22 protein-coding genes and 2 pseudogenes are annotated in these 18,260 nt (G+C 70.0%); 11 read left to right on the top strand and 13 right to left on the bottom strand.

Annotated elements, in window-relative coordinates:
- Positions 1-1,721 precede the first annotated feature (1,721 nt).
- The 4 genes from ACIRVK_RS28775 (at position 1,722) to ACIRVK_RS28760 (ending at position 4,556) form a co-directional block, all read left to right on the top strand.
- Positions 1,722-2,228, top strand: coding sequence for an RICIN domain-containing protein (locus tag ACIRVK_RS28775; RefSeq protein WP_404252047.1), 507 nt, complete (start codon positions 1,722-1,724; stop codon positions 2,226-2,228).
- 581 nt (positions 2,229-2,809) lie between these two features.
- The gene (locus tag ACIRVK_RS28770; protein WP_404252045.1) at positions 2,810-3,376 is read left to right on the top strand and encodes a Uma2 family endonuclease; all 567 of its coding nucleotides are present in this window, start codon (positions 2,810-2,812) and stop codon (positions 3,374-3,376) included.
- A gap of 480 nt (positions 3,377-3,856) precedes the next feature.
- Positions 3,857-4,060, top strand: a complete 204-nt coding sequence (locus ACIRVK_RS28765) for a hypothetical protein (protein WP_404252043.1) — start codon at positions 3,857-3,859, stop codon at positions 4,058-4,060.
- Between the two features lie 142 nt (positions 4,061-4,202).
- Positions 4,203-4,556, top strand: a complete 354-nt coding sequence (locus ACIRVK_RS28760; RefSeq protein WP_404252041.1) for a VOC family protein — start codon at positions 4,203-4,205, stop codon at positions 4,554-4,556.
- Between the two features lie 482 nt (positions 4,557-5,038).
- On the opposite strand, the gene ACIRVK_RS28755 is transcribed toward ACIRVK_RS28760, so the two are convergent.
- On the bottom strand, positions 5,039-5,302 hold the full coding sequence (locus tag ACIRVK_RS28755) for a hypothetical protein (RefSeq protein ID WP_404252039.1): 264 nt from the start codon (positions 5,300-5,302) through the stop codon (positions 5,039-5,041).
- Here ACIRVK_RS28755 and ACIRVK_RS28750 point away from each other — a divergent pair.
- Positions 5,301-5,525, top strand: coding sequence for a cold-shock protein (locus ACIRVK_RS28750; protein ID WP_404252037.1), 225 nt, complete (start codon positions 5,301-5,303; stop codon positions 5,523-5,525). The genes ACIRVK_RS28755 and ACIRVK_RS28750 overlap by 2 nt on opposite strands.
- Before the next feature lie 150 nt (positions 5,526-5,675).
- On the opposite strand, the pseudogene ACIRVK_RS28745 reads toward ACIRVK_RS28750, so the two are convergent.
- Positions 5,676-5,886, bottom strand: a pseudogene (locus ACIRVK_RS28745) (DoxX family protein); the annotation flags it as partial.
- A gap of 410 nt (positions 5,887-6,296) precedes the next feature.
- Here ACIRVK_RS28745 and ACIRVK_RS28740 point away from each other — a divergent pair.
- Entirely contained in the window at positions 6,297-6,734 is a 438-nt protein-coding gene (locus ACIRVK_RS28740; RefSeq protein WP_404252035.1) for a hypothetical protein, read from the top strand.
- A 41-nt stretch (positions 6,735-6,775) separates the two neighbouring features.
- Here ACIRVK_RS28740 and ACIRVK_RS28735 read toward each other — a convergent pair whose 3' ends face one another.
- From ACIRVK_RS28735 to ACIRVK_RS28700, 8 genes are all read right to left on the bottom strand, one after another.
- Positions 6,776-7,414, bottom strand: a complete 639-nt coding sequence (locus ACIRVK_RS28735) for a hypothetical protein (protein ID WP_404252031.1) — start codon at positions 7,412-7,414, stop codon at positions 6,776-6,778.
- Positions 7,415-7,532: 118 nt separating this feature from the next.
- Positions 7,533-7,778: a ferredoxin gene (locus tag ACIRVK_RS28730; RefSeq protein ID WP_404252029.1), complete on the bottom strand. Its 246-nt coding sequence runs from the start codon at positions 7,776-7,778 to the stop codon at positions 7,533-7,535.
- 5 nt (positions 7,779-7,783) lie between these two features.
- Entirely contained in the window at positions 7,784-9,139 is a 1,356-nt protein-coding gene (locus tag ACIRVK_RS28725) for an NADH-ubiquinone oxidoreductase-F iron-sulfur binding region domain-containing protein (protein ID WP_404252027.1), read from the bottom strand.
- Positions 9,136-9,876, bottom strand: a complete 741-nt coding sequence (locus ACIRVK_RS28720; protein WP_404252025.1) for a ferric reductase-like transmembrane domain-containing protein — start codon at positions 9,874-9,876, stop codon at positions 9,136-9,138. The genes ACIRVK_RS28725 and ACIRVK_RS28720 overlap by 4 nt, the downstream gene beginning before the upstream one ends.
- On the bottom strand, positions 9,873-10,820 hold the full coding sequence (locus tag ACIRVK_RS28715; RefSeq protein ID WP_404252023.1) for an FAD:protein FMN transferase: 948 nt from the start codon (positions 10,818-10,820) through the stop codon (positions 9,873-9,875). Before ACIRVK_RS28715 ends, ACIRVK_RS28720 begins: the two co-directional genes overlap by 4 nt.
- Complete coding sequence (locus tag ACIRVK_RS28710; RefSeq protein WP_404252021.1) at positions 10,817-11,239, bottom strand: hypothetical protein; 423 nt, start codon at positions 11,237-11,239, stop codon at positions 10,817-10,819. Before ACIRVK_RS28710 ends, ACIRVK_RS28715 begins: the two co-directional genes overlap by 4 nt.
- Positions 11,240-11,431: 192 nt before the next feature.
- Positions 11,432-12,829 (bottom strand): sensor histidine kinase, encoded by a 1,398-nt coding sequence (locus tag ACIRVK_RS28705; RefSeq protein ID WP_404252019.1) that lies wholly within the window; start codon positions 12,827-12,829, stop codon positions 11,432-11,434.
- A gap of 6 nt (positions 12,830-12,835) precedes the next feature.
- On the bottom strand, positions 12,836-13,531 hold the full coding sequence (locus tag ACIRVK_RS28700; protein ID WP_404252017.1) for a response regulator transcription factor: 696 nt from the start codon (positions 13,529-13,531) through the stop codon (positions 12,836-12,838).
- Between the two features lie 209 nt (positions 13,532-13,740).
- Here ACIRVK_RS28700 and ACIRVK_RS28695 point away from each other — a divergent pair, with 209 nt between their 5' ends.
- Together ACIRVK_RS28695 and ACIRVK_RS28690 are read left to right on the top strand one after the other, a co-directional pair.
- Positions 13,741-14,004: a hypothetical protein gene (locus ACIRVK_RS28695; RefSeq protein ID WP_404252015.1), complete on the top strand. Its 264-nt coding sequence runs from the start codon at positions 13,741-13,743 to the stop codon at positions 14,002-14,004.
- Positions 14,005-14,207: 203 nt separating this feature from the next.
- A pseudogene (locus ACIRVK_RS28690) lies at positions 14,208-14,347 on the top strand (IS630 family transposase); the annotation flags it as partial.
- Between the two features lie 28 nt (positions 14,348-14,375).
- Here the strand turns inward: ACIRVK_RS28690 and ACIRVK_RS28685 are convergent.
- On the bottom strand, positions 14,376-15,248 hold the full coding sequence (locus ACIRVK_RS28685; protein ID WP_404252013.1) for an SDR family oxidoreductase: 873 nt from the start codon (positions 15,246-15,248) through the stop codon (positions 14,376-14,378).
- A 143-nt stretch (positions 15,249-15,391) separates the two neighbouring features.
- Between ACIRVK_RS28685 and ACIRVK_RS28680 the strand changes: the two genes are divergently transcribed.
- Positions 15,392-15,796, top strand: coding sequence for a winged helix-turn-helix transcriptional regulator (locus ACIRVK_RS28680; protein WP_404252011.1), 405 nt, complete (start codon positions 15,392-15,394; stop codon positions 15,794-15,796).
- Between the two features lie 194 nt (positions 15,797-15,990).
- Positions 15,991-16,389 carry a hypothetical protein gene (locus tag ACIRVK_RS28675; RefSeq protein WP_404252009.1) on the top strand — a complete coding sequence of 133 codons (399 nt, stop codon included), beginning with the start codon at positions 15,991-15,993 and terminating at the stop codon, positions 16,387-16,389.
- On the opposite strand, the gene ACIRVK_RS28670 is transcribed toward ACIRVK_RS28675, so the two are convergent.
- Positions 16,344-16,715, bottom strand: a complete 372-nt coding sequence (locus ACIRVK_RS28670; RefSeq protein WP_404252007.1) for a winged helix-turn-helix transcriptional regulator — start codon at positions 16,713-16,715, stop codon at positions 16,344-16,346. The genes ACIRVK_RS28675 and ACIRVK_RS28670 overlap by 46 nt on opposite strands.
- A 100-nt stretch (positions 16,716-16,815) precedes the next feature.
- On the opposite strand from ACIRVK_RS28670, the gene ACIRVK_RS28665 reads away from it, so the two are divergent.
- Positions 16,816-17,223: a RidA family protein gene (locus ACIRVK_RS28665; protein WP_404252005.1), complete on the top strand. Its 408-nt coding sequence runs from the start codon at positions 16,816-16,818 to the stop codon at positions 17,221-17,223.
- Between the two features lie 102 nt (positions 17,224-17,325).
- Here ACIRVK_RS28665 and ACIRVK_RS28660 read toward each other — a convergent pair whose 3' ends face one another.
- Positions 17,326-18,114, bottom strand: a complete 789-nt coding sequence (locus ACIRVK_RS28660) for a calcium-binding protein (RefSeq protein ID WP_404252003.1) — start codon at positions 18,112-18,114, stop codon at positions 17,326-17,328.
- Positions 18,115-18,260: the final 146 nt, after the last annotated feature.

Here is an 18,260-nt window from a genome sequence, read left to right as displayed (position 1 = left end):
AGCCGCTAGACCTCAACGCCCTCGTTCAGGGGCCACGCCGCACCCCTTTCCACCCGGTTGCCTACAGCAGTAGGTCGGATCACACCGAGGGCCGCGCCAAGCGCGGCGGCGCCGGTCGGTCGCCGCCGCGCCGCCTCCATGTCTTCGCCACCGGCCGCACGTCGCCGCCCGCCCGTCGCCGCCCGCAGCGGCCACATTCCAACACGGGCACGGGGACGAACGGTGATCCCCAACAGTGCAGGTCAAAGACGCTTTGTGTTACCGAAAGAGGCCGGATCGTGGTGGCGGCGGCATGCCGACCGACGCGACCAGATACTCGGGCGTTCGAACGGCCCGCTGATCCCGCACCGGGCCACCGGCCGGACGGCGAACGCGGCCATGACGAGGGGGAGAACCCCGTCGTGGCTGGGGCGGTCGGCTCCACGACTTTAGCCAGCCACTTTGGCGCGAGCCTCGAAGATCATGGCCCCAACGTCGTGCTTTAACGGGCAGGTCAACAGACTGCCCGACGCGCCGGAAGCTTACGGGGCCATGATCACTCGCGCCAAAGCAGCTCCAGGCCAAAGTCGCTCCACCGACCTCACGTCCGAGGAGGCACCCGCCCAGCCCTCTTGTCGGCCAGGTAGAGCTGTATTGGATCTCCACCCCTCATGCCGACCAGCATCAAGTAGTAGGCATCAAGCTCACGGGCGCATCGAGCGCAAACCCAGCCATAGACTGGCTTCTCCGTCCGGCAACCAGCCCCGCATCTCTCGCATGAACCGCTCGAATTGGTCTTGGAGTCCGAACCCATGGACGCGAGTCTGAGGGGCCGCGCCAGCCGCCACAAGACCGCAATATGGCCGTGCCACTCTCGTGCCAGATGGGACGGGGACTCACGGGGAACCACAGTGCGCCGGGGTACTCACGGCGGACTGCTCCTACGGTACGAAACCCGCAGGTCACACCCAAGATCGCCCAACCTCGCTCCTAAAGCGGGTGTCGCAGGTTCGAATCCTGCCGGGGGCACCAGGCAAAACGGCCCGGACCGATCATGGTGCGGGCCGTTTTGACGGCACCATTTGACGGCAGTCGCCACTAGCTGGGCCAGGACGCCCTCCCGCGAAGCTCTTGCCCGAGCCATCGGACGAGGAAGCGAGGCAGACCGCGCCGTTTCAATCTTCGACGTGTTCCCCCGCGGTTGCGACCTCAATGCCCCGTATGCGGCGCAGCCAGCGCGCCAGCGCGAACAGCAACGCACCAGCGATACCGCAGGGCTCCCACACCTGGGTCAAGAGTGCAGTGAGTCCGTCGTCACCACGATAAAGATGGCCTGACCTCCGACCGCCGTAGCGATGAACGCGTTAGTTCGCGACGGTACGCGGAGGAACCAGTCCACAGGCCGCCAGAGAGGGCGGGCAGTATCACGTGCCCTAAACAACAGACGACACCAGCCGACAGTAGACGACAAGCGCCAAGCAACAGACGACGGCAAACGGCACCAGCCGATAGCAGCCGAGGCCAGGGAATCGCCCTGGCACGGAAGTGCTCGCTTCGAATCCCTTCGGGCGCACTTCATCGCAGGTCAGGCGGGCTTTCGAGGCCTATCTGGCCTCTTTTTGCCTTCGGTGGCTTTTGAGCTTTTGCATGCTGACGCAAATGTCTGGTGGTCCAGGAGACGGGCGGCGACGATGGGCCTGACGGGGGCCATCCGCCCCGTGACTCAGGGGAGGACACACACCATGGGAAAGATCTTTCGGCGCCTGCTGCTTCCGGCGGCGGCCCTGGCGCTGTCGTTGACGCAGGCCGCGTCGGCGCACGCGGATACGACGAACCGCAACCTCCAGACGCCCTGGGACGGCGGTCAGTGCCTCCGCCCGGACCTGTACTGGCCTCTGGGGCAGAGCGTCCACGAGTACTCGTGCTCGGACGGTCTGGCCCACCACTGGCAATTTGCGGGTCCGGGAGGCGCCAACACCCAGATCTGGTGGGCCCCCAACCGCGGATGTCTGATCCCGAACTGGGACCGGTTGGGCTCGCCGGTGGTCGTCAGCGGTGACCGAAGCGGCAACGTCTGCAACAGAAGCGATGCGCTCTGGACCTTTAGCTGGCTGCACGGCGACTACTACAAGATCAAGAACGTCGCCACCGGCCTGGTGCTGGACTACGACGACTCCGGTGCCGGCCGCGGTCTCCAACTCTGGAACGACCTGGGCGACTCGAACCAGGCGTTCAGCCTGAACCCCTGACCACACGATGAAGCCCGATGCCTCCGCGAGGCATCGGGCTTTTTTTGTTCAGGCTGTCTGCTCGATGGTTAATCCGTGTACGAGGTCGGTGCCGAGTCGGGCCGGGGTGTGGTGGATGGTCTGGCCATTGCGGATGGTGGCGATGAGGCCGGACTCGCGTAGGGCGGTGGCGTGGCGGGAGGCGGCTGCGGCGGGGCCTTTAATTGCTCGGACAGACGCCCTTTCAAGCGCCTCCCCGAGCAACGCCGCTCAGAATGGCGGGGCCTATGCAGCAGGCAGGCGACGTTTGAGCAGCCGGTCCATGTGGCTGATCGTTTGTTCGGCCTCGGGTTCCTTGTACGGGGCCGTTTCGCGTGAGCGACGGGAACTACTCGGCCCGTAGCCGGCCTCTACGCGCAGGTATGGACGTCGGGCCCCTTTCCGGTTCAGGCCAGGCCGAACGTATCGGCGGGTGGGCTCGCTGGTCGGATGCCGGCCGACGGGAAGGGCGCGGAGGCGAGATCAGCGTGCCGGACGGATGGCAGACAGTACGCTGAATCCAGCGGGATCGGGCCCGCAGCACAGTGTCCGGGAGGTGCTTCATGACGGCCGAGATGGTGGCCCCGGCGTGGATGCATGAGCAGATCACGGCGGAGGAGTACGACGCCTGGTCCGAGGAGCAGTGCGCCGGCATCGAGATCGTGGACGGGATGGTCGTCGTGAGTCCGAGCGCGTCCAAGCGGCACAACCGGCTGGCCCGGATTCTGGCGAACGCCCTGGATGCCGCCGCGGGCCCGGAGTGGAACGCCGACACGGACTTCGACGTCCGGCTTCAGGACGTCCCGCTCACCAATCGCCGTCCGGACGTCGTCGTGTACCGCGCGGACACGATCGACATCACCCCCACCCGCCCTGAGCACGTGCTGCTCGTCGCGGAGGTGGTGTCTCCAGGCTCGGAGACCACCGACCGGATCGTGAAGGTCGACCAGTACGCCAAGGCAGGCATCGGCTTCTACTGGCGGATCGAGCAGGCGGCGACAGGCGTTCCTCTCGTGTACACCTACGTTCTCGACCCCGCGACGAAGACCTACCGGGACGGAGACGTGTTCACCGGCGTCCTCAAGGTAGTGGCCCCCTTCCCGGTGGAGATCGACCTCGGCCAGATCTGACCACGCGCTGCTTGACAGTCGGCAACGCGTGAGCGGACGGCCCGATACAGCGAGAATGACCGGATCAAGGGCGGGCAGCGGGACGGCCCGGCGACGGCGGCTCTTCGGGTCGTCGTCGTAGAGGACGCCACGACGGCGCTGAAACCGCTGTCGGACGTAGAGGACGCGACCGTCGAGATCAAGGTTCGCTGATCTTCGGGCCGAAGACTCCTCCCAGGCGCATCAACGGCCACATCGGCCCGCGTGTCGCCGCCACCAGATGCTCGGGCGTTCGAGCGGCCATGACGGGAGAACCCCGCGGGGCTGAGGCGATCAACTCCACTGTTTTGGACAGCCACTTCGGAGCGAGCCTCTAAGATCATGGCCCCAACGTCGTGCTCTAACGAGCAGGTCGACCGACTGCCCGACGCGCCGGAAGCTCACGGGCCATGATCAGTCGCTCCCCAGCAGCGCGCCGCACCACTTGACCTGGAGGTATGCGTGGCCAGCTACGAAGAGCACGAGCAGGCTGCCATCGAACTCCTGGCGCCGCTAAGGGGTGCCATGGGAGGACGAGTCCAGCCGGACTACCGCTTGCAGATGGCTCAAGTCGAGGCGACCTTGGCGCTCGCCGCAGCCATAGCCGGTCGCCGCCAAGGGGGCGGATCGGAAAGTCAGCCGCCGATCGGCCAGCCTGGCTTCTGACGCCGTCGTTCCCATCCACGTCTGCAGCCGGAACAGGCTCGGATCGACCTTGTTGACGAGTTGGCCCGCGACTGATCCGGATTGAAGAGCGTGATGGTGTGATGCTGGGCCCGCCTGATCGCCGTCCTGGCAGGATGGCGGCATGGAACGTGTACTTGGAATTGGTGGCTACTTCATGCGGGCTGCCGATCCGAAGGTCCTGAACGCGTGGTACCGGGACTGCCTGGGCCTGGACGCCGACGAGCACGGCTTGTGGCGTCAGGGAGCCGGGCCAACGGTGTTCGCGACGTTCGAGTCCGGGACCGACTCTTTCGGGTCCCGCTCTCAGCAGACCATGCTCAACTTCCGGGTGCGCGACCTGGATGCGATGCTGGCGCAACTGCGTGCCAAGGGAGCGGACGTGTCCGAGGACATCCAGGACATGGAAGGTGTCGGCCGGTTTGGCTGGGTCACCGATCCCGAGGGCAACCGGGTCGAGCTGTGGCAGCCCGTCTGACCGCGCCTTCAGACAGACGGCGATGCGCAGGTAGACCACTAGGTTGTCCAGGCGTGAAGCCTGGTCAGGCCCGCGCAGCCATGTTCCACAGCGAGGATCAGTCCGACTGCCGCCCCCCGACCCTCCGCACCTCGTGCCGCCTGACCCGCCACGCAAGGACGGATGCCGTCACCAGGACGCCGGTGCCAGCGATAGCGAGCCAAGGCTGGTGGAAGGCCATCGAGGCGTAACCCATCTCCACGCCGACCGTCACCAACAATGCGCCAGAAGCTTGGTGCCACTGTCGCTTGATGATCTGGGCAGTCGCTGAGCCGGTGCCCACCACTGCGAAGACGATCACTCCTACGATCACCGCGCGATCATATTCTGACGACGTTCCTGGCGGCATGTAGACCATGTGTGGACAGCCGCTTGGAACTTGACGCGCTCCAAGCCGGTGACCTGTGAGAACACCGAGGGACTGGTCCCGTTTCGCTACCAGGTCAGGTGACGGTCGCCGAGGGATCGGGCGGCGGCAGCTCGCCGATGGCGCAAATACTCCGGTGCGAGGCCGGGCAGGTCCGACAAGCCTTGTCATGTTCGACGCTCGGCCGCATCGGATGCCCGTGCCCGGGACAGAGCGGCCATTGGATGAACTCGTAAAGGGTCAGGTGGCCCTGGACGGCTTCGGCGACGCTGACGGTCGTGGCGGCCGCGTCGTCGTCGGGGACCAGGCCCGTAGCGAACAGCCGTAGGGTGCCGTCCATGGTGACTGCGACTGTCCGCGAGTGGGACGACGAGGAAGGGTGGGGCGTTCTCGACTCCCCCGATACCCCCGGCGGCTGCTTCGGCCATTTCTCCGACATCCAGGCGACCGGCTTCCGCACGCTGTCGCCCGGACAGCAGGTCGACCTCACGTGGGAAGCCCCCGGTTTCAAGCAGGACGGGTACGACTACCGCGTGGTGAGCATCGTCCCTCGGGCTGCCTGACACCCACAGCCGACATCAACGACGGCGTACGCCCACGGCCCCCACTTCCGCATGGTCCGGCCCCTGACCGGCCACCCGGCATTCCGGCTCCTACCCGAAGATCTGTAGGCACGGCAGCCCTGCATGCCCCAGCCGACCAGGCAAAACAGCACCGGTCAGCGGCGGCAGGATCAGGCCGGTCGCGCCGAGTATTTCGACCGCCCAGCGCCCTGAGGGCAGGCAGGGGGATGCGGTCGACCCAGGCCATCATCGGTCGGAGTTGATCGCGGCTGCGGATTACCTTCAGCGTGCCGGCGTAGACGTAGAAGACGGCGAGCAGTCCCGCGACGATCCAAAGGCGATGTCCATGATTCCCGTTCATGGGCCACCGGCTCACGGAGACCCGTCGTTGCGTCCATTACCAGAAGAGCCACTGGTCAAGGCCCGGTCCGTCACCCGAGGGGCCCGGACACCGAAAGGTGGCAACACCACCGTCCTGCCGGTCGAAAGGAGGGTGGCTGTGCCGCGCTGTGCCGATCGGCTTCAGGCGAGGTCTGTGGCGGGCTCGGTCGCGTAGCGACTCATCGCGTCGATGAAGGAGAGCCGCCCCTCCCTCACGCTCCGAAGACAACCGTCGTCGGCACACCCGCCTCTCGGCCAGAAATTGGGGCGTACATGACAGATTTTGGCCTTGTCCCACCGGTCCCGGCTCGCGACGATGTGCCCGCACCGCGCACCACTCGGACCACAGCGTTCTGTCCCCCGACCCCCCACCAAGGAAGGACTTCGGCCATGGCGATTCGCACCGAAGTCGCCGCGACCCGGGCCGTCGAGCCCAGCCGCCAGGACGAACCTGCGCGACGTGCGGTCACGGCACTCGGTCTCCTGGGCATCGCCCTGATCCACTTGCTGGACCTGCCCGGCAAGCTCAAGGAGACCCCCTACCTCGGAGCCGCGTACATCCTGCTCATCATCGCGAGCGTGGCGGTCGCGGAGTACCTGATGCGGCGTCATGACCGGCGGGCCTGGCTGGCCGCGACCGCGCTCGCCGCCGCCGTACTCCTCGGCTACGTGGTCAACCGGAGCGTCGGCCTTCCGGGTGCCATGGACGACATCGGCAACTGGCTGGAACCGCTGGGGCTGGCTTCCATGTTCGTCGAAGCGGTCGTGGTGGTGCTGGGGCTGTCGGGCCTCGTGGACTCGATGGCGCGCGGGTCCACCGACGCCTGAGCACCGGTCTCGCGCGCGGTCGGTTCGCCGGCCCGGCCGCGCTACCCGGACCAGGCGGAGACCAGGTGGACTCCGGCCATCGCCACGACCAGGCCGGCACCGAGCGCGACCACCAGCAGCGACCAGCGTCCGGCGCGCCGCGGGGCGGTGATCCCGTGGCGCGCCGGACGGCGGCGCAGGTCGGCGCCGATGACGCTCGGAAGGCGCCAGACGTAGGCGAGGACGTGCACGGCCATGACGGCCACCCAGCAGATGAAGGCGGCCTTGTGCAACAGGAGCACCGGAACCGGACCGGTGTCGCGTCCGAGCACGGCCAGGGCCACCCCCGTGCCGAGGACGGCGACGCTTGTGGCCACGACCAGCGGGCCCAGCACACGCAGCAGCGGTGCGGGCGGCCCCTTGCGGCGGTACGCGGGCGAGCCCGTGTAGTAGCGGTAGAAGCGGTAGCCGGTCGAGCCGATCTTCAGGCAGACCGGGCCGGTCAGCAGCAGTCCGATGAAGAAGTGCAGGGTGAGGAGTTGCCCGAGGAAGAGGATGGTGACGCCCTCGATGGCGAAGAGGACCAGCAGGACCGCACCGGTCGCGGCGGTCAGCCGCTCGTTGCCCTCCGGGCCACCGGATGTCGTGCCGGGCCCCTCGTACGGGACGTCCGTCGGTGTCCTGCCGCCGATCACGGTCACGCGTCCGTCCTCCTGGTGATCAGGCCCCGCCCAGCCCGGATGGCAGTGCTGTCCTGCCTGCTCCGCGCCGTGCGCCGGAGCGGGCAGAAGTATGTCCGACGTGAGGTTAAGAACTCGTTCACGACCGTTGGGCCCCCTTCCGGTCCGGTGCGCGCTCCGGTGCCCGGTCCAGGCGCAGTGCCAGCGCTGGGCACGCGGCCACCGCGCGACGTGCGTGCCCGAGTGCTTCACCCGTGAGCGGGGCCGATCCCACGACCGGGTAGCCCCACTCGTCCAACTCGATCAATTCCGGGAGCAGTTCGGCGCACAGGCCGTAGCCGTCGCATGCGATGCGGTCGATTCCGACGGTGTGTGTACGAGCCATCCCGGTCACCTCCATTCCCGGTCGGCGGGTACCGGTGTGGCCGGGACCGGCAGTACGGGCTCGTGCCCGGCTGCGGCACACGGGCCGCGGCTCAGGTGGTGCCGTACGTCGTCGGCGAAGACGCGAAGGGCGGTCGCCGCGAAGCGTGAGGCGCCGTCCGGGTGCCGGCAGGCGCCGCGTCCGGCGAGCAGTCCCGTACGGCCTTCCAGACGCCGCACAAGCTCCGGGGTGGGGTTCCCCCAGGCAAGGTCCGCGAAGTCCGCGGCGACGGCCGGCAGGCCGAGTCGGCACGGTCCGCACTGCCGTGCGCTCTGCGCCGCGAGGTAGCCGACAACCCTGGCCGCCTCGGCCAGACCGCAGGCGCGGGCGGGAAGCGCCACGATCACTCCGGCACCGGGTCCCGCGCCGAGGGACGCCAGGTCCTGCTTGGCGAACGGGACGTGCAGCGCCTGCCCCACCGGCAGCCAACTGCCGAAGAAGCCACCCAACAGAACGGCTGCGAGCGGTTCCGCGGCTCCGCCCGCGACGTCAAGTACCTCACCGAGCGGTCGGCCCATCGGCACTTCGTAGACACCCGGTGTACGCAGCGCCCCGGAGAGGGTCACCAGTGTGGTGCCCGCGGCGTCGGGGCGCCCGGCACCGCGGAACCAGCCGGGACCGTAGCGCGCGATCAGTGCGAGGTGGGCGAGGGTCTCGACGTTGTCGATCAGGGTCGGGCGCCTGCCGACCCCCTTCTCGAACGGGCGCGGCGGGGTGGCCAGCGGGCGGGCGTCGCCGCCGTTGAGCCATCGCACCAGCGACGTCTCCTCGCTGGAGACGTAGTGGTGGGGCAGTTCATGCACCTGGACCGGGAACGGGTCGGTGCCGGCCCTCTGGCGTTCCCCGACGGCCTCGCGGAGGGCGTCCGTCTGGTCCTGCCTGGTGCGCGGCAGGCACAGATGCGCCACATCGGCGCCCACCGCGGCGGCGGCCAGTGCGGCGCCGTCCAGGACCAGGTGCGGGGCGAGGTCCAGCAGGGTCTCGTCCTTGCGGCTGGCCGGTTCGCTCTCCATGCCGTTGGCGACCACCACCGCGGTACCCCGGCCGGCGGCGACGGTGCGCAGCTTGCGTCCGGTGGGGAAGGCGGCGCCGCCCCTGCCGGTCAGTCCGGCGTCCTCCACCGCGCGTATCAGTCGGTCGGCCGCGTCCGTGGTGCGAGGAAGGGGGGGTGGACCGTACCGGCCGAGGTGCTCGTCCAGGCCGGCCGGGCCGCCGGTGGCGTACCAGCCGTGCAGCAGCCGTGAGCCGTACGGGCCGAGCACGCCCGCGCGCCCGTCATCGGCCGCCAGGGTTGTCCGTCCGTTCGTCATCGCCTCGGTCATTCGGACCCTCCCTCGTCGTCATCGGTCGGTGCGGGCGTCGAGTGGACAGTGCCCGTGCCGGTGCTCGTGCCCGCTTCCGCACGCTGCGCCCAACCGGGTTGCAAAGGCCCGGAGTTCATGAACGCGGCCAGCACCACGGGCACCGCCGCCGCGGTGACTCCCGCCCAGAGCCGCACCGCGACCCGACCCGGCCCCGCCCGGTACAACCGCCACCAGACGGCCGCGACGACGAGGGTGGCGCATGCGGCGTACAAGGCGAGTTGCAGCGTGAGCCGGGTGTCCGTGCCGGTGCCGGCGGCGTGGAAGAGCGCGACGGGCCAGGCCGCGTAGGCCAGCCAGTGCACGGCCTTCCACCACCGCTGCCCCATGCGCAGCCGTACCGCGCTGGTGGCCGCGACCGCGAGCAGCAGGTCGAACGCGACCGTGCCCAGTCCCAGCCAGAGCGGCCGGTACGAGGCGGCGAACGGCACCACCGTCACCCACCACCCCAGGTGGACGAAGGTGTCGAGGATCGCGGTGAAAATGTGCAGGGCCAGGAAGACCAGGGTCAGCACCGACAGGTTGCGGTGCAGTGCGCTCACCTCGAAGCGGGCGAGCCGCCGCGGTGTGTGGCGGCCTCCCACGGCGACACCGAGCGCGACGGTCGTGGTGAGCAGCACCAGGGCGACGGTGCCGCCGGCCCGGGTCGCGTACCACAGCGGGCTGGGGCCGGCGGCGAGGGGGACGAGTCCGGTCATCGGGCGTCTCCCGGGTTGTCTTCGGGCCAGCCGCAGACTCGCTCGACGGCCCCGTCCACGCGGACCAGCCGTGCGGGCAGCCCGGCCAGGCGCAGTCGGTCGAGAGCACGTTCGCCGACGACGACGGCCTCGGTGGCGGCGGTGTTGGCGGCCACGCAGCTGATGGCGGCGACACTCACGGTCCGCCAGACCGGGGCGGGGATGTCGCCGGTGGCGGGGTCGACGATGTGGTGCAGTCGCCGTCCCCCGCGGCACCAGGTCCGCACGGTGGTGCCGGAGGTGGCCAGTCCGCCCCCGGTGATGCTCACCGTGGGCCCGGCCGCGGTGTCGGGCGCCGCGTGGTCGTCGGCGATGGCGATCCGCCAGCCTCCCGGCGGCGCCTGGCCCGCGGCGGAGAGATCCCCGCCGAGATTGACCAGGACACCGCAGCCCGTCACCTCGGCGGCGCGGTGGGCGGCCCGGTCGGCGGCGAGAGCCTTGGCGGTCGCGCCGAGGTCGAGCGCGGTGTCCGGGGGCAGCCGCAGCCGCCGGGCGGCCCGCTCCCACTCCACCGCCCGCCAGCCCGCGGACGGTCCCGCGAGGCGGACGGGACCCAGGTCCTGCGGTCGCAGCGCGGCGAACGTGACGTCGTAGCCGAGCGCGGCCACCGCGGTGCCGACGGTGGGGTCGACAACGCCGCCCGTCTCCTCCGCCGCGTACAACGCCACGTCCAGGGCCTCGGCGAACAGGGCACTCACATGGAATGCGGCTCCCGCTGCGGCGTTGGCACGCGACAGTTCCGAGTCGGGCCGGAAGCGGCTGCACGCCGCGTCGACGGCGGCGAGCTCGGCGTCGAGGACCCGCCGTGCCGCGCCCAGTGCGCCCGCGTCGCTGACCAGCAGCGAGGCGGTGGTGCCCAGCGCGCGGAAGGAGACCGACGCCGGATGCGTGGCGGCGGCGGTCATGAGGCACCCGAGGTGGTGTGCGAGGGCTGTGGAGTCGGTGCCGGAGGCTTCGTGGCGGTGGGCGTGGAGGTGGACGGCCGTGCGGTGCGCGGCCCGACGGAGGTCGTCCGTTGCCTCGGCACGGCCGGGTGCGGGGACGGGGCCGCCGACCGCGACGGAGTCCTCGGGGCCGCGGGCGTGCTCGACCTGGGTGCGGGCGTGGGAGACGTGGGCGTCGGCGCGGGAGCCGACGGCCGGGAGGTGTCCCTGGGCGTGGCCGAGGACTTCCCGGGCAGGGCGTGGGCGTATCCGGTGGCGAGCACGACGGAGCCGGCCGCGGCCGCGGCGGCCACCCAGCGGGTGGTGCTTTTGACCCGGCGCAGACCGCGGTCACGGCGCCGGGCGGCGCCGGCCGACGTGGAGTGGTCGGGGTGGGACATGGTTCCTCCTCGGCCGTCGGTGTGCCGTCGAAGTGCTCGACACTGCGCGGCCGTACCTGTGGGTATCCGTCGACCAGCCTGCGCAGGCGACTGTCTGTATCCGGTTCAGGAATCCTTCAGAACCCGCAAAGATCAGCGAATGTGGTGGTCAGGAGGGTGAAGGCGATCACCTGCGCGGGCCCTTGGAGGGATTCAGGCGTCGCTCGGCCGGGGGCCGCCGGGGTCGGACCTGCCACCGCGGTCGCGTAGCCGCCGGGACGCGGGCAGCGACAGCGTCACGCTCAGGCCACCACCGGGTGAGTCCAGCAGGGCCGCGGTGCCGCCGTTGGCGGTGACCAGCCGGTGGACAATGGCCAGGCCCAGCCCGCTACCGCTCGCCTCGGGGTTGCCGAACCTGCGGAACGCGCTCTCCCGCGCCGCCTGGGTCATCCCGGGGCCGTTGTCCACGACCCGCAGCTGAACCGTCTCGTGGGTCCGCTTACCGGTGATCAGCACCCGGCCGCCGTCCTGGACCGCGTCGAGGGCGTTGGCGATCAGGTTGTCGAGCACCTGCTCGAGGTCGCCCTCGCCGAGGAAGGCGGTCAGCCGGGGGCGGCAGTCGACGGCGAGCCGGACCCGGCCCGCGTCGGCGACGGGCTCCCAGGCGGCGACGCGTTCGGCCACGACGCGGTCCACCCGGACCGGCACCGGTCGCGGCACCGCGTGCTCGGCACGGGCCACCGCCAGCATGCCGTCCACCAGCCGGGACAGGCGGGCGATCTCGCCCTGCGCGTCGGCCAGTTCGGCCGCGGTGTCCCCTTCGGCGTCGACGGCGAGCAGGTCGAGCCGCAGCCGGAGCGCGGCCAGTGGCGTGCGCAGCTGGTGGGACACGTCGGCGACGACGGCACGGTGACCGTGCACCAGGGCCTCGGTGCGGGCGGCCATGGTGTTGAACGTCGCCGCGAGACGGCGCACCTCCTGCGGCCCTGCCTCGGCCGGCGCCCGCTCGTCCAGCGCCCCCTCGCCCAGCCGCTGTGCCGCCCGGTCCAGCACCCGCAGCGGACGGCCGACCCAGCGGGCCAGCAGCACCGACATCAGCACGGCGGCGGCGAGGCCGCCGACGCCGATCAGCGCGAGCCAGCCCCACAAGACCAGGATCCGGTCGTGCAGCGGATCGGCCGACCGGCTCAGGACGGCGACCCCGACCGGGTCCGAGGAGTCGCCGACCGGTACCGCGGTGGTCAGCCACTGCTCGTCCTGGCGCACCCGGGTCTCCGGGTGGGCGAGCACGGACGAGACCAGCCGCGCGGGGGCGCCCCCGGCCACGTCGGAGCACACGGTCGACAGCACCACGCGGCGCGCGCTGTCGTAGACGGTCGCGCAGTCGCCTCTGCCCTGGGCCTGAGCGACAAGGCTCCGCGCCGCCGCGTCCGGCTTGTGGTCGGACAGATGCTCCTCGACCGCGGAGGCGATCGACCTCGCCTTCGCGGCCGCATCACCCCGGAACGAGGTCTGCTCGCGCTGCGTCATGATCAGCCCGAGCGGCACCACCGCCAGCACCAGTACCGCGGTGATCAGGGCGAGAACGCTGAGCGCGATGCGACGGGTCACGGCGCGTCAGCCGACTTCACCGAGGCGGAAGCCTCGCCCGTAGACCGTCTCGACCAGTCCGGGCACGCCCAGTTTGCGGCGCAACGCGGCCATATGGACGTCCAGCACCTTCGTGGGCCCGTACCAGTGGGCGTCCCAGGCTCGTTCCAGGATCTCCTGGCGCGTCACGACCCGGCCCGGATCGGCGACGAGGCACTGGAGGATGTCGAACTCCTTGGGGGTGAGCGCGATGTCCTCTCCACCGACGGTCACCCTGCGGGTACGCGGGTCGACCACGAGCGGGCCGTAGGCCAGCAGCTCGGGCTCGGCGGGGCGGACGCGACGCAGAACGGCCCTGATCCGCGCCAGCAGCTCCGCCAGCCCGAAGGGCTTGACCAGGTAGTCGTCGGCGCCCTCGTCGAGGGCGGCGACCCTGTCGCCCTCCTCGCCGCGGGCGGTCACCACGATGATCACCACGTCCGACCTGCGGCGCAGCCTGCGGCAGACCTCGATACCGTCCATGTCGGGCAGTCCGAGGTCGAGCAGGACCACGTCGGGTGCCGGGGCGTGGGTGAGCGCCCCGCGCGCGGTGCCCACACTGGCCGCCCGGTACCCGGCGCGGTCGAGGCCGCGCACCAGCGACCCGGCGAGGCCGGGGTCGTCCTCGACGACCAGCACCGCGAGCGCGTCCGGCTCCGCCCGGGAGCCGGTTTCCTGTTCCACGGCACCAAGACTAGGACGACGCGGACGGCTCCCCGGACCGGCCGCAGGACAGCGCACGCGCGGGAGCCGCTGCCGCAGTCACTCGGCTTTGCCACATCTGAAGCTTTCCCGAACGGCTTCCAGACGCGCCGCGACGCACGCTGATGACATGGCGTCCGCGAGCCGGACGATCGCCTTGCGGCACCGCCTTCGCCCGAAGGAGGCCGACCATGCCCGACCCCACGCACGACTCCGACCGGGTGCGCCGGCGCGAACGCGGACTCCGGCGGGTGAGCACCACGACCCGCCGGACGGCCACCGCCGCGACAGCCGCAGCCCTGCTGCTCGGCGCCGGCTACGCCCACGTACTGCCGAGCGTCTCCCAACTGGCGTCCGGCGTTGTCGAGCACTCCTCCGGTCGCCGCCCTCAGTCCCCGGCCAACGCCCCGGCCCCCACCACGCAGCCCGCGCAGACGACGACCGGAGCGTCCTGACCCCTGCATCTCACCGTCAGTGGTGTGCATCGCGGCCGGCCCCGGACGGCGCGATGAGGTCCGGCACCCTACGCCGGCCAGGCTCTGCCGAGCAGCACGTCGAAGCCCCTGCCTTCTCCCTACCGGGGACGACGCCTTCGAGGACGCGGATGGCGTGGACGACGGGGGCGATGGCGCCCCAGGGGTCCCTGCGGTCCTCGCCAGGCTGGCTCTCCAACGTCGCCTCAGCATCCCCGAACACCTCGTCCAGCGCATCCGGCGCGGCCTACGGCACATCCAGTACCGCAGCGAACTCATGGACAGCTGCCTCGCCGAGACCGGCCTGACAATCAGACCCACCTGAGCAACCCGGCCACATCCCGAGTACAACCTCAGTTGTGCAGGGCGACCGCGAGTGCCTCGGTCAGGGTCACGGGCGGGCGGCCGATCAGGCGGCGCAAGTGGCCGGAGTCGGTGTACATCTCGCCACGGTTCATGCCGCGGTCAGCGTCAGCGAGGACCTCAGCCAGCTCGGCGGGCAGGCCCGCAGCGGCCAGTACCTGGGCGAAGTCGGTCACCGGGAGGTCAGAGTAGGTCACCTGCTTTCCGGCCGCAGCGGAGATCGTGGCGGCGAGCTCGGTCAGCGTGAAGGATTCGTCGCCGCCGAGCTCGTACACGGCGCCGGTGTGACCTTCAGCGGTGAGGACGACCGCTGCGGCCTCGGCGTAGTCGGCGCGGGACGCGGCGCTGATCCGCCCCTCGCCTGCGGCGCCGACGACGGCGCCGTTCTGCAGGATCTGCGGCAGTTGGCTGGTGTAGTTCTCCAGGTACCAGCCGTTGCGCAGCAGCACGCTGGGGATTCCGCAGTCCCGCAGATACTCCTCGGTCGCGCGGTGCGTGGCACCGATGACGGTGGTGACCGTGTCCGCGTGCGTCGTGCTCGTGTAGGCCACCAGCGACACGCCTGCGGACGCCGCGGCGTCGATCACGCGGCGGTGGTTGGCGACCCGCTCGCCCACGGGGACCGAGGCCGAGATCAGCAGCAGCCTGTCCGCCCCCGCGAATGCCTCGGCCAGACCGTCGGCGTCCGCGAAGTCGGCGCGGCGTACCGTGATGCCTCGGTCGGCCAGGTCCTTGATCCGGTCGATGTCCCGGCCGGTCGCGATGATGTCCGCGGCCGGGATCCCGCGCCGCAGCAGTGCCTCGATGGTGAGCCCGCCCAGCTGGCCGGTGGCTCCGGTGACGACGATCGGCATGATGGTCATTCCTTCCTGCCGCGCGTGCCTCGCACGCCTGCCGCGGTCCGTCCGCGGCGGATGCAACACAGGATGATCTGCACACTCTCTGCTGGGGAGTAGCCACTTATTGGTAGGGTACTTACGGGAGAGAAAGCATTGAGGTGAGCCGAATGGCTGCTGTCGAGAACGTGACCGGGCGCATACCGTCGTTCGATCCTTACGAGCGCGGCTGCCCGTCGCGGGACCTGCTCGACCAGATCGGCAGCAAGTGGGCGGTCCTCGTGCTGGGCGAACTCGGCCGGAACGGGACCTCCCGGTTCGGCCGGCTCCGGCAGGCGCTGGCGGGCGTGAGCGAGAAGATGCTCACCCAGACGCTGCGCACCCTCGAACGCGACGGGCTGATCAGCCGGACCGTCTACCCAGAGGTGCCGCCGCACGTGGAGTACGAGCTGACCGCGCTCGGCCAGACGCTGCGGGAACCGCTGAAGGCACTCACGGAGTGGTCCGTGCTGCACATCGAAGAAGTCATCACCGCCCGCGAAGAGTACGACGACCGCGCTGAGCGCACCCGGTAATCGGTGGCGGCCGGCGGTCTGGTCATAGACGACCGCCTCGCCGAGACCGGACCGACAATTCAGACTCACCTGAGCAACCCGGCGACATCACGAGTTCAACCTCAGTAACCGCTTCATCAGGCGTTGGAGGCGCGCTCCCCAGTAACGGGCAACCCACCTGCAGCTCGTGATCTTTCGTACGAGATGATCTCGGCATGCGGGACCGGGGTCGGCTGTTCGAGATGGAGCCGACCGAGACGAAGCGGCCTCAGGGCAGTCCGGCGGCGGTGGACAAGACTTTCCGGGCGTTCGACGCGCATCAGGCCCTGCTGCTGCCGTCCCTGGAGGACCGGCTGCCCGAGAGCATCTCGAGCATGTCCCGCTGGGCGCGCGGCGTGAAGCGCGTGACGTGCCCCAATGGGTCAGGCCTCATGGACGCGGAGCAAGGCGGCCATCTCCTCGAGCGAGACCGACCCTTCCGTTCCCTCGGAGTCGGCTTCGTCGGCCAGCCGGTTGAGCCACGCCTCTCCGGCCTCTTCCGCGATCTGTCGCAGGCGCTGATACTCCGTCAGGCGTCGAAGCGGTGGCGGGCGGCCTCGATGTGCCCGAAGTAGCGGTGCGTCCAGTCGCACATGCCGTCAACGGTCGCGCGCAGGCCCTGGCCCGGCTCGGTGAGGGTGTATTCGACCCGCGGCGGGACGGTGGGGTGCACGTTCCTCTCGACCAGGCCGTTGCGCTCCAGCATGCGCAGGTTCTGGGTGAGCATCTTGTGGCTGATGCCCTCGATCTCGTTGCGCAGTTCGCTGAAACGCAGGGTGCGCTCACCGAGAGTCTCGATGATCAGGAACGCCCACTTGTTGGCGACGTCGGAGAAGATCTCCCGCGCCAGCGAGTCCGCGCGCCGGAGGTCCGCATCCTCGGCTGAGCCCTTGGTCACCATCGGGTTCCCCCGTCACTGGAAAGTGCGTTCTTCCATGTCAGCGTTCACTCTCCTACGGTTCCTGAGTAACCACAAGAGACCGAGACAAGGAAGCAGCACCATGGCCATCAAGCTGGTGAACCCGAGTGGACTGCCCAAGATCGATGTCTATCGGCAGGTGTCGATCGCGACGGGGTCGAAGCTGGTCTTCATCGCCGGTCAGGTCGCCTGGGACGCCGGGGGGACCACGGTCGGCGAAGGTGACCTCGCCGCGCAGGTCGAGCAGTGCTACCTCAACATCGGCACCGCCCTGTCAGCGGCGGGCGGAACCTTCGACGACGTGGCGAAGCTGACCTTCTACGTCGTCGACTGGACCCCCGACAAGATGCCCCCGCTCCTGGAGGGCATCGCCCGGGCGTCCGCGAAGCTGGGGATCACCCCGGTCCCGCCGACCACGCTGCTGGGTGTCGCGGCCCTGGACGTCCCCGACCATCTGGTCGAGGTCGAAGCCACGGCCATCCTGGACTGAACAGCTGCCCCCCATACCGGCGAAGCCGCGTGCGCACGTACGTCCAGGCACGAGTACCGGCGCGCCGGCCAGTTGGCGACGCGCCGTCGCCAGTGCCTCACGTCAGCGCACGTGCACGAAGTCCCCCGCCGCGTCGCTCGCCGCCGTGGTGGGCGTCCCCGCGAAGCTGTAGCGGTAGTAGCCGTCGGCGGTGGCGGTGACGGTGGTTTTGAGGTCGCCCGTCGTGTTGGAGCTGATCGTCTTCAGGGTGGTGTAGGTGGTGCCGCCCTTCTTGCGGAACTGCAGCTTCACCGGCTGGTTGGCGTAGCCGTGGTACTTGTTGTCGTCCCAGTTGGCCCGGGCGAGCTTGCCGGTGACGGTGATGGTCCTGCCCTTGCGGACCGGCTCCGGTGCGGCGTTGACCGTGACGGACGAGGCGCGCTGCACCCTGAACGTGGTGGCCGCGTCGCGGTGGATGTAGTCGAGGTCGTTGGCCGTGACGAGGGTGGAGAGGTTCCAGGTGGCGGCGGCGTTGTTGTCGACGAAGCCGGTCGCCGCCTGCGGGTCGAAGGTCAGGGTGCCGGTGCAGGTCGACGTGGTGGCGTTCGCCTTGACGCACGTGATGGCGCCGTCGTCGTACCAGATCTGCGCGTAGTTCGGGTTCGGGCCGAAGGCGCTGATGTACGTGGTCTCGGCGATGCCGGAGTCGTCCGACGCGGTCACGGAGACCTTGGCGGACACCACCTTGGTGGTGCCGACGACGACCGGTTTGCCGCCGTTGACGACGACCTTGTCGATCGTGATGTCGCCGCTGCCGCCGTCGTCCGCCCGGGCGGCGGTGGCGCCGAGGGCGGTGGTGAGCAGCGCGGCGCCGGCGCCGAGCAGGGCGAGGCGGCGCGTGGTTGCGCGCATGAGTGTTCCCCCACAGGTTTCTGGTTGGTCGGGGGGGATCTTATGGCTTTGGCCAAGGCTTCACCATGGAGTTGTTTCGACGGCGCCGAGGTGGGTCACAGCCCGACGTCGGCGGAGCGCCCCCGCCCCGGCTGTGGCACCGTGGC

The sequence above is a fragment of the Streptomyces sp. NPDC101152 genome (assembly GCF_044768275.1).
Taxonomy (GTDB): Bacteria; Actinomycetota; Actinomycetes; order Streptomycetales; family Streptomycetaceae; genus Streptomyces.
The sequence above is the reverse complement of the archived record's forward strand: the minus strand, read 5'-3'. Positions and strand labels throughout refer to the sequence as shown.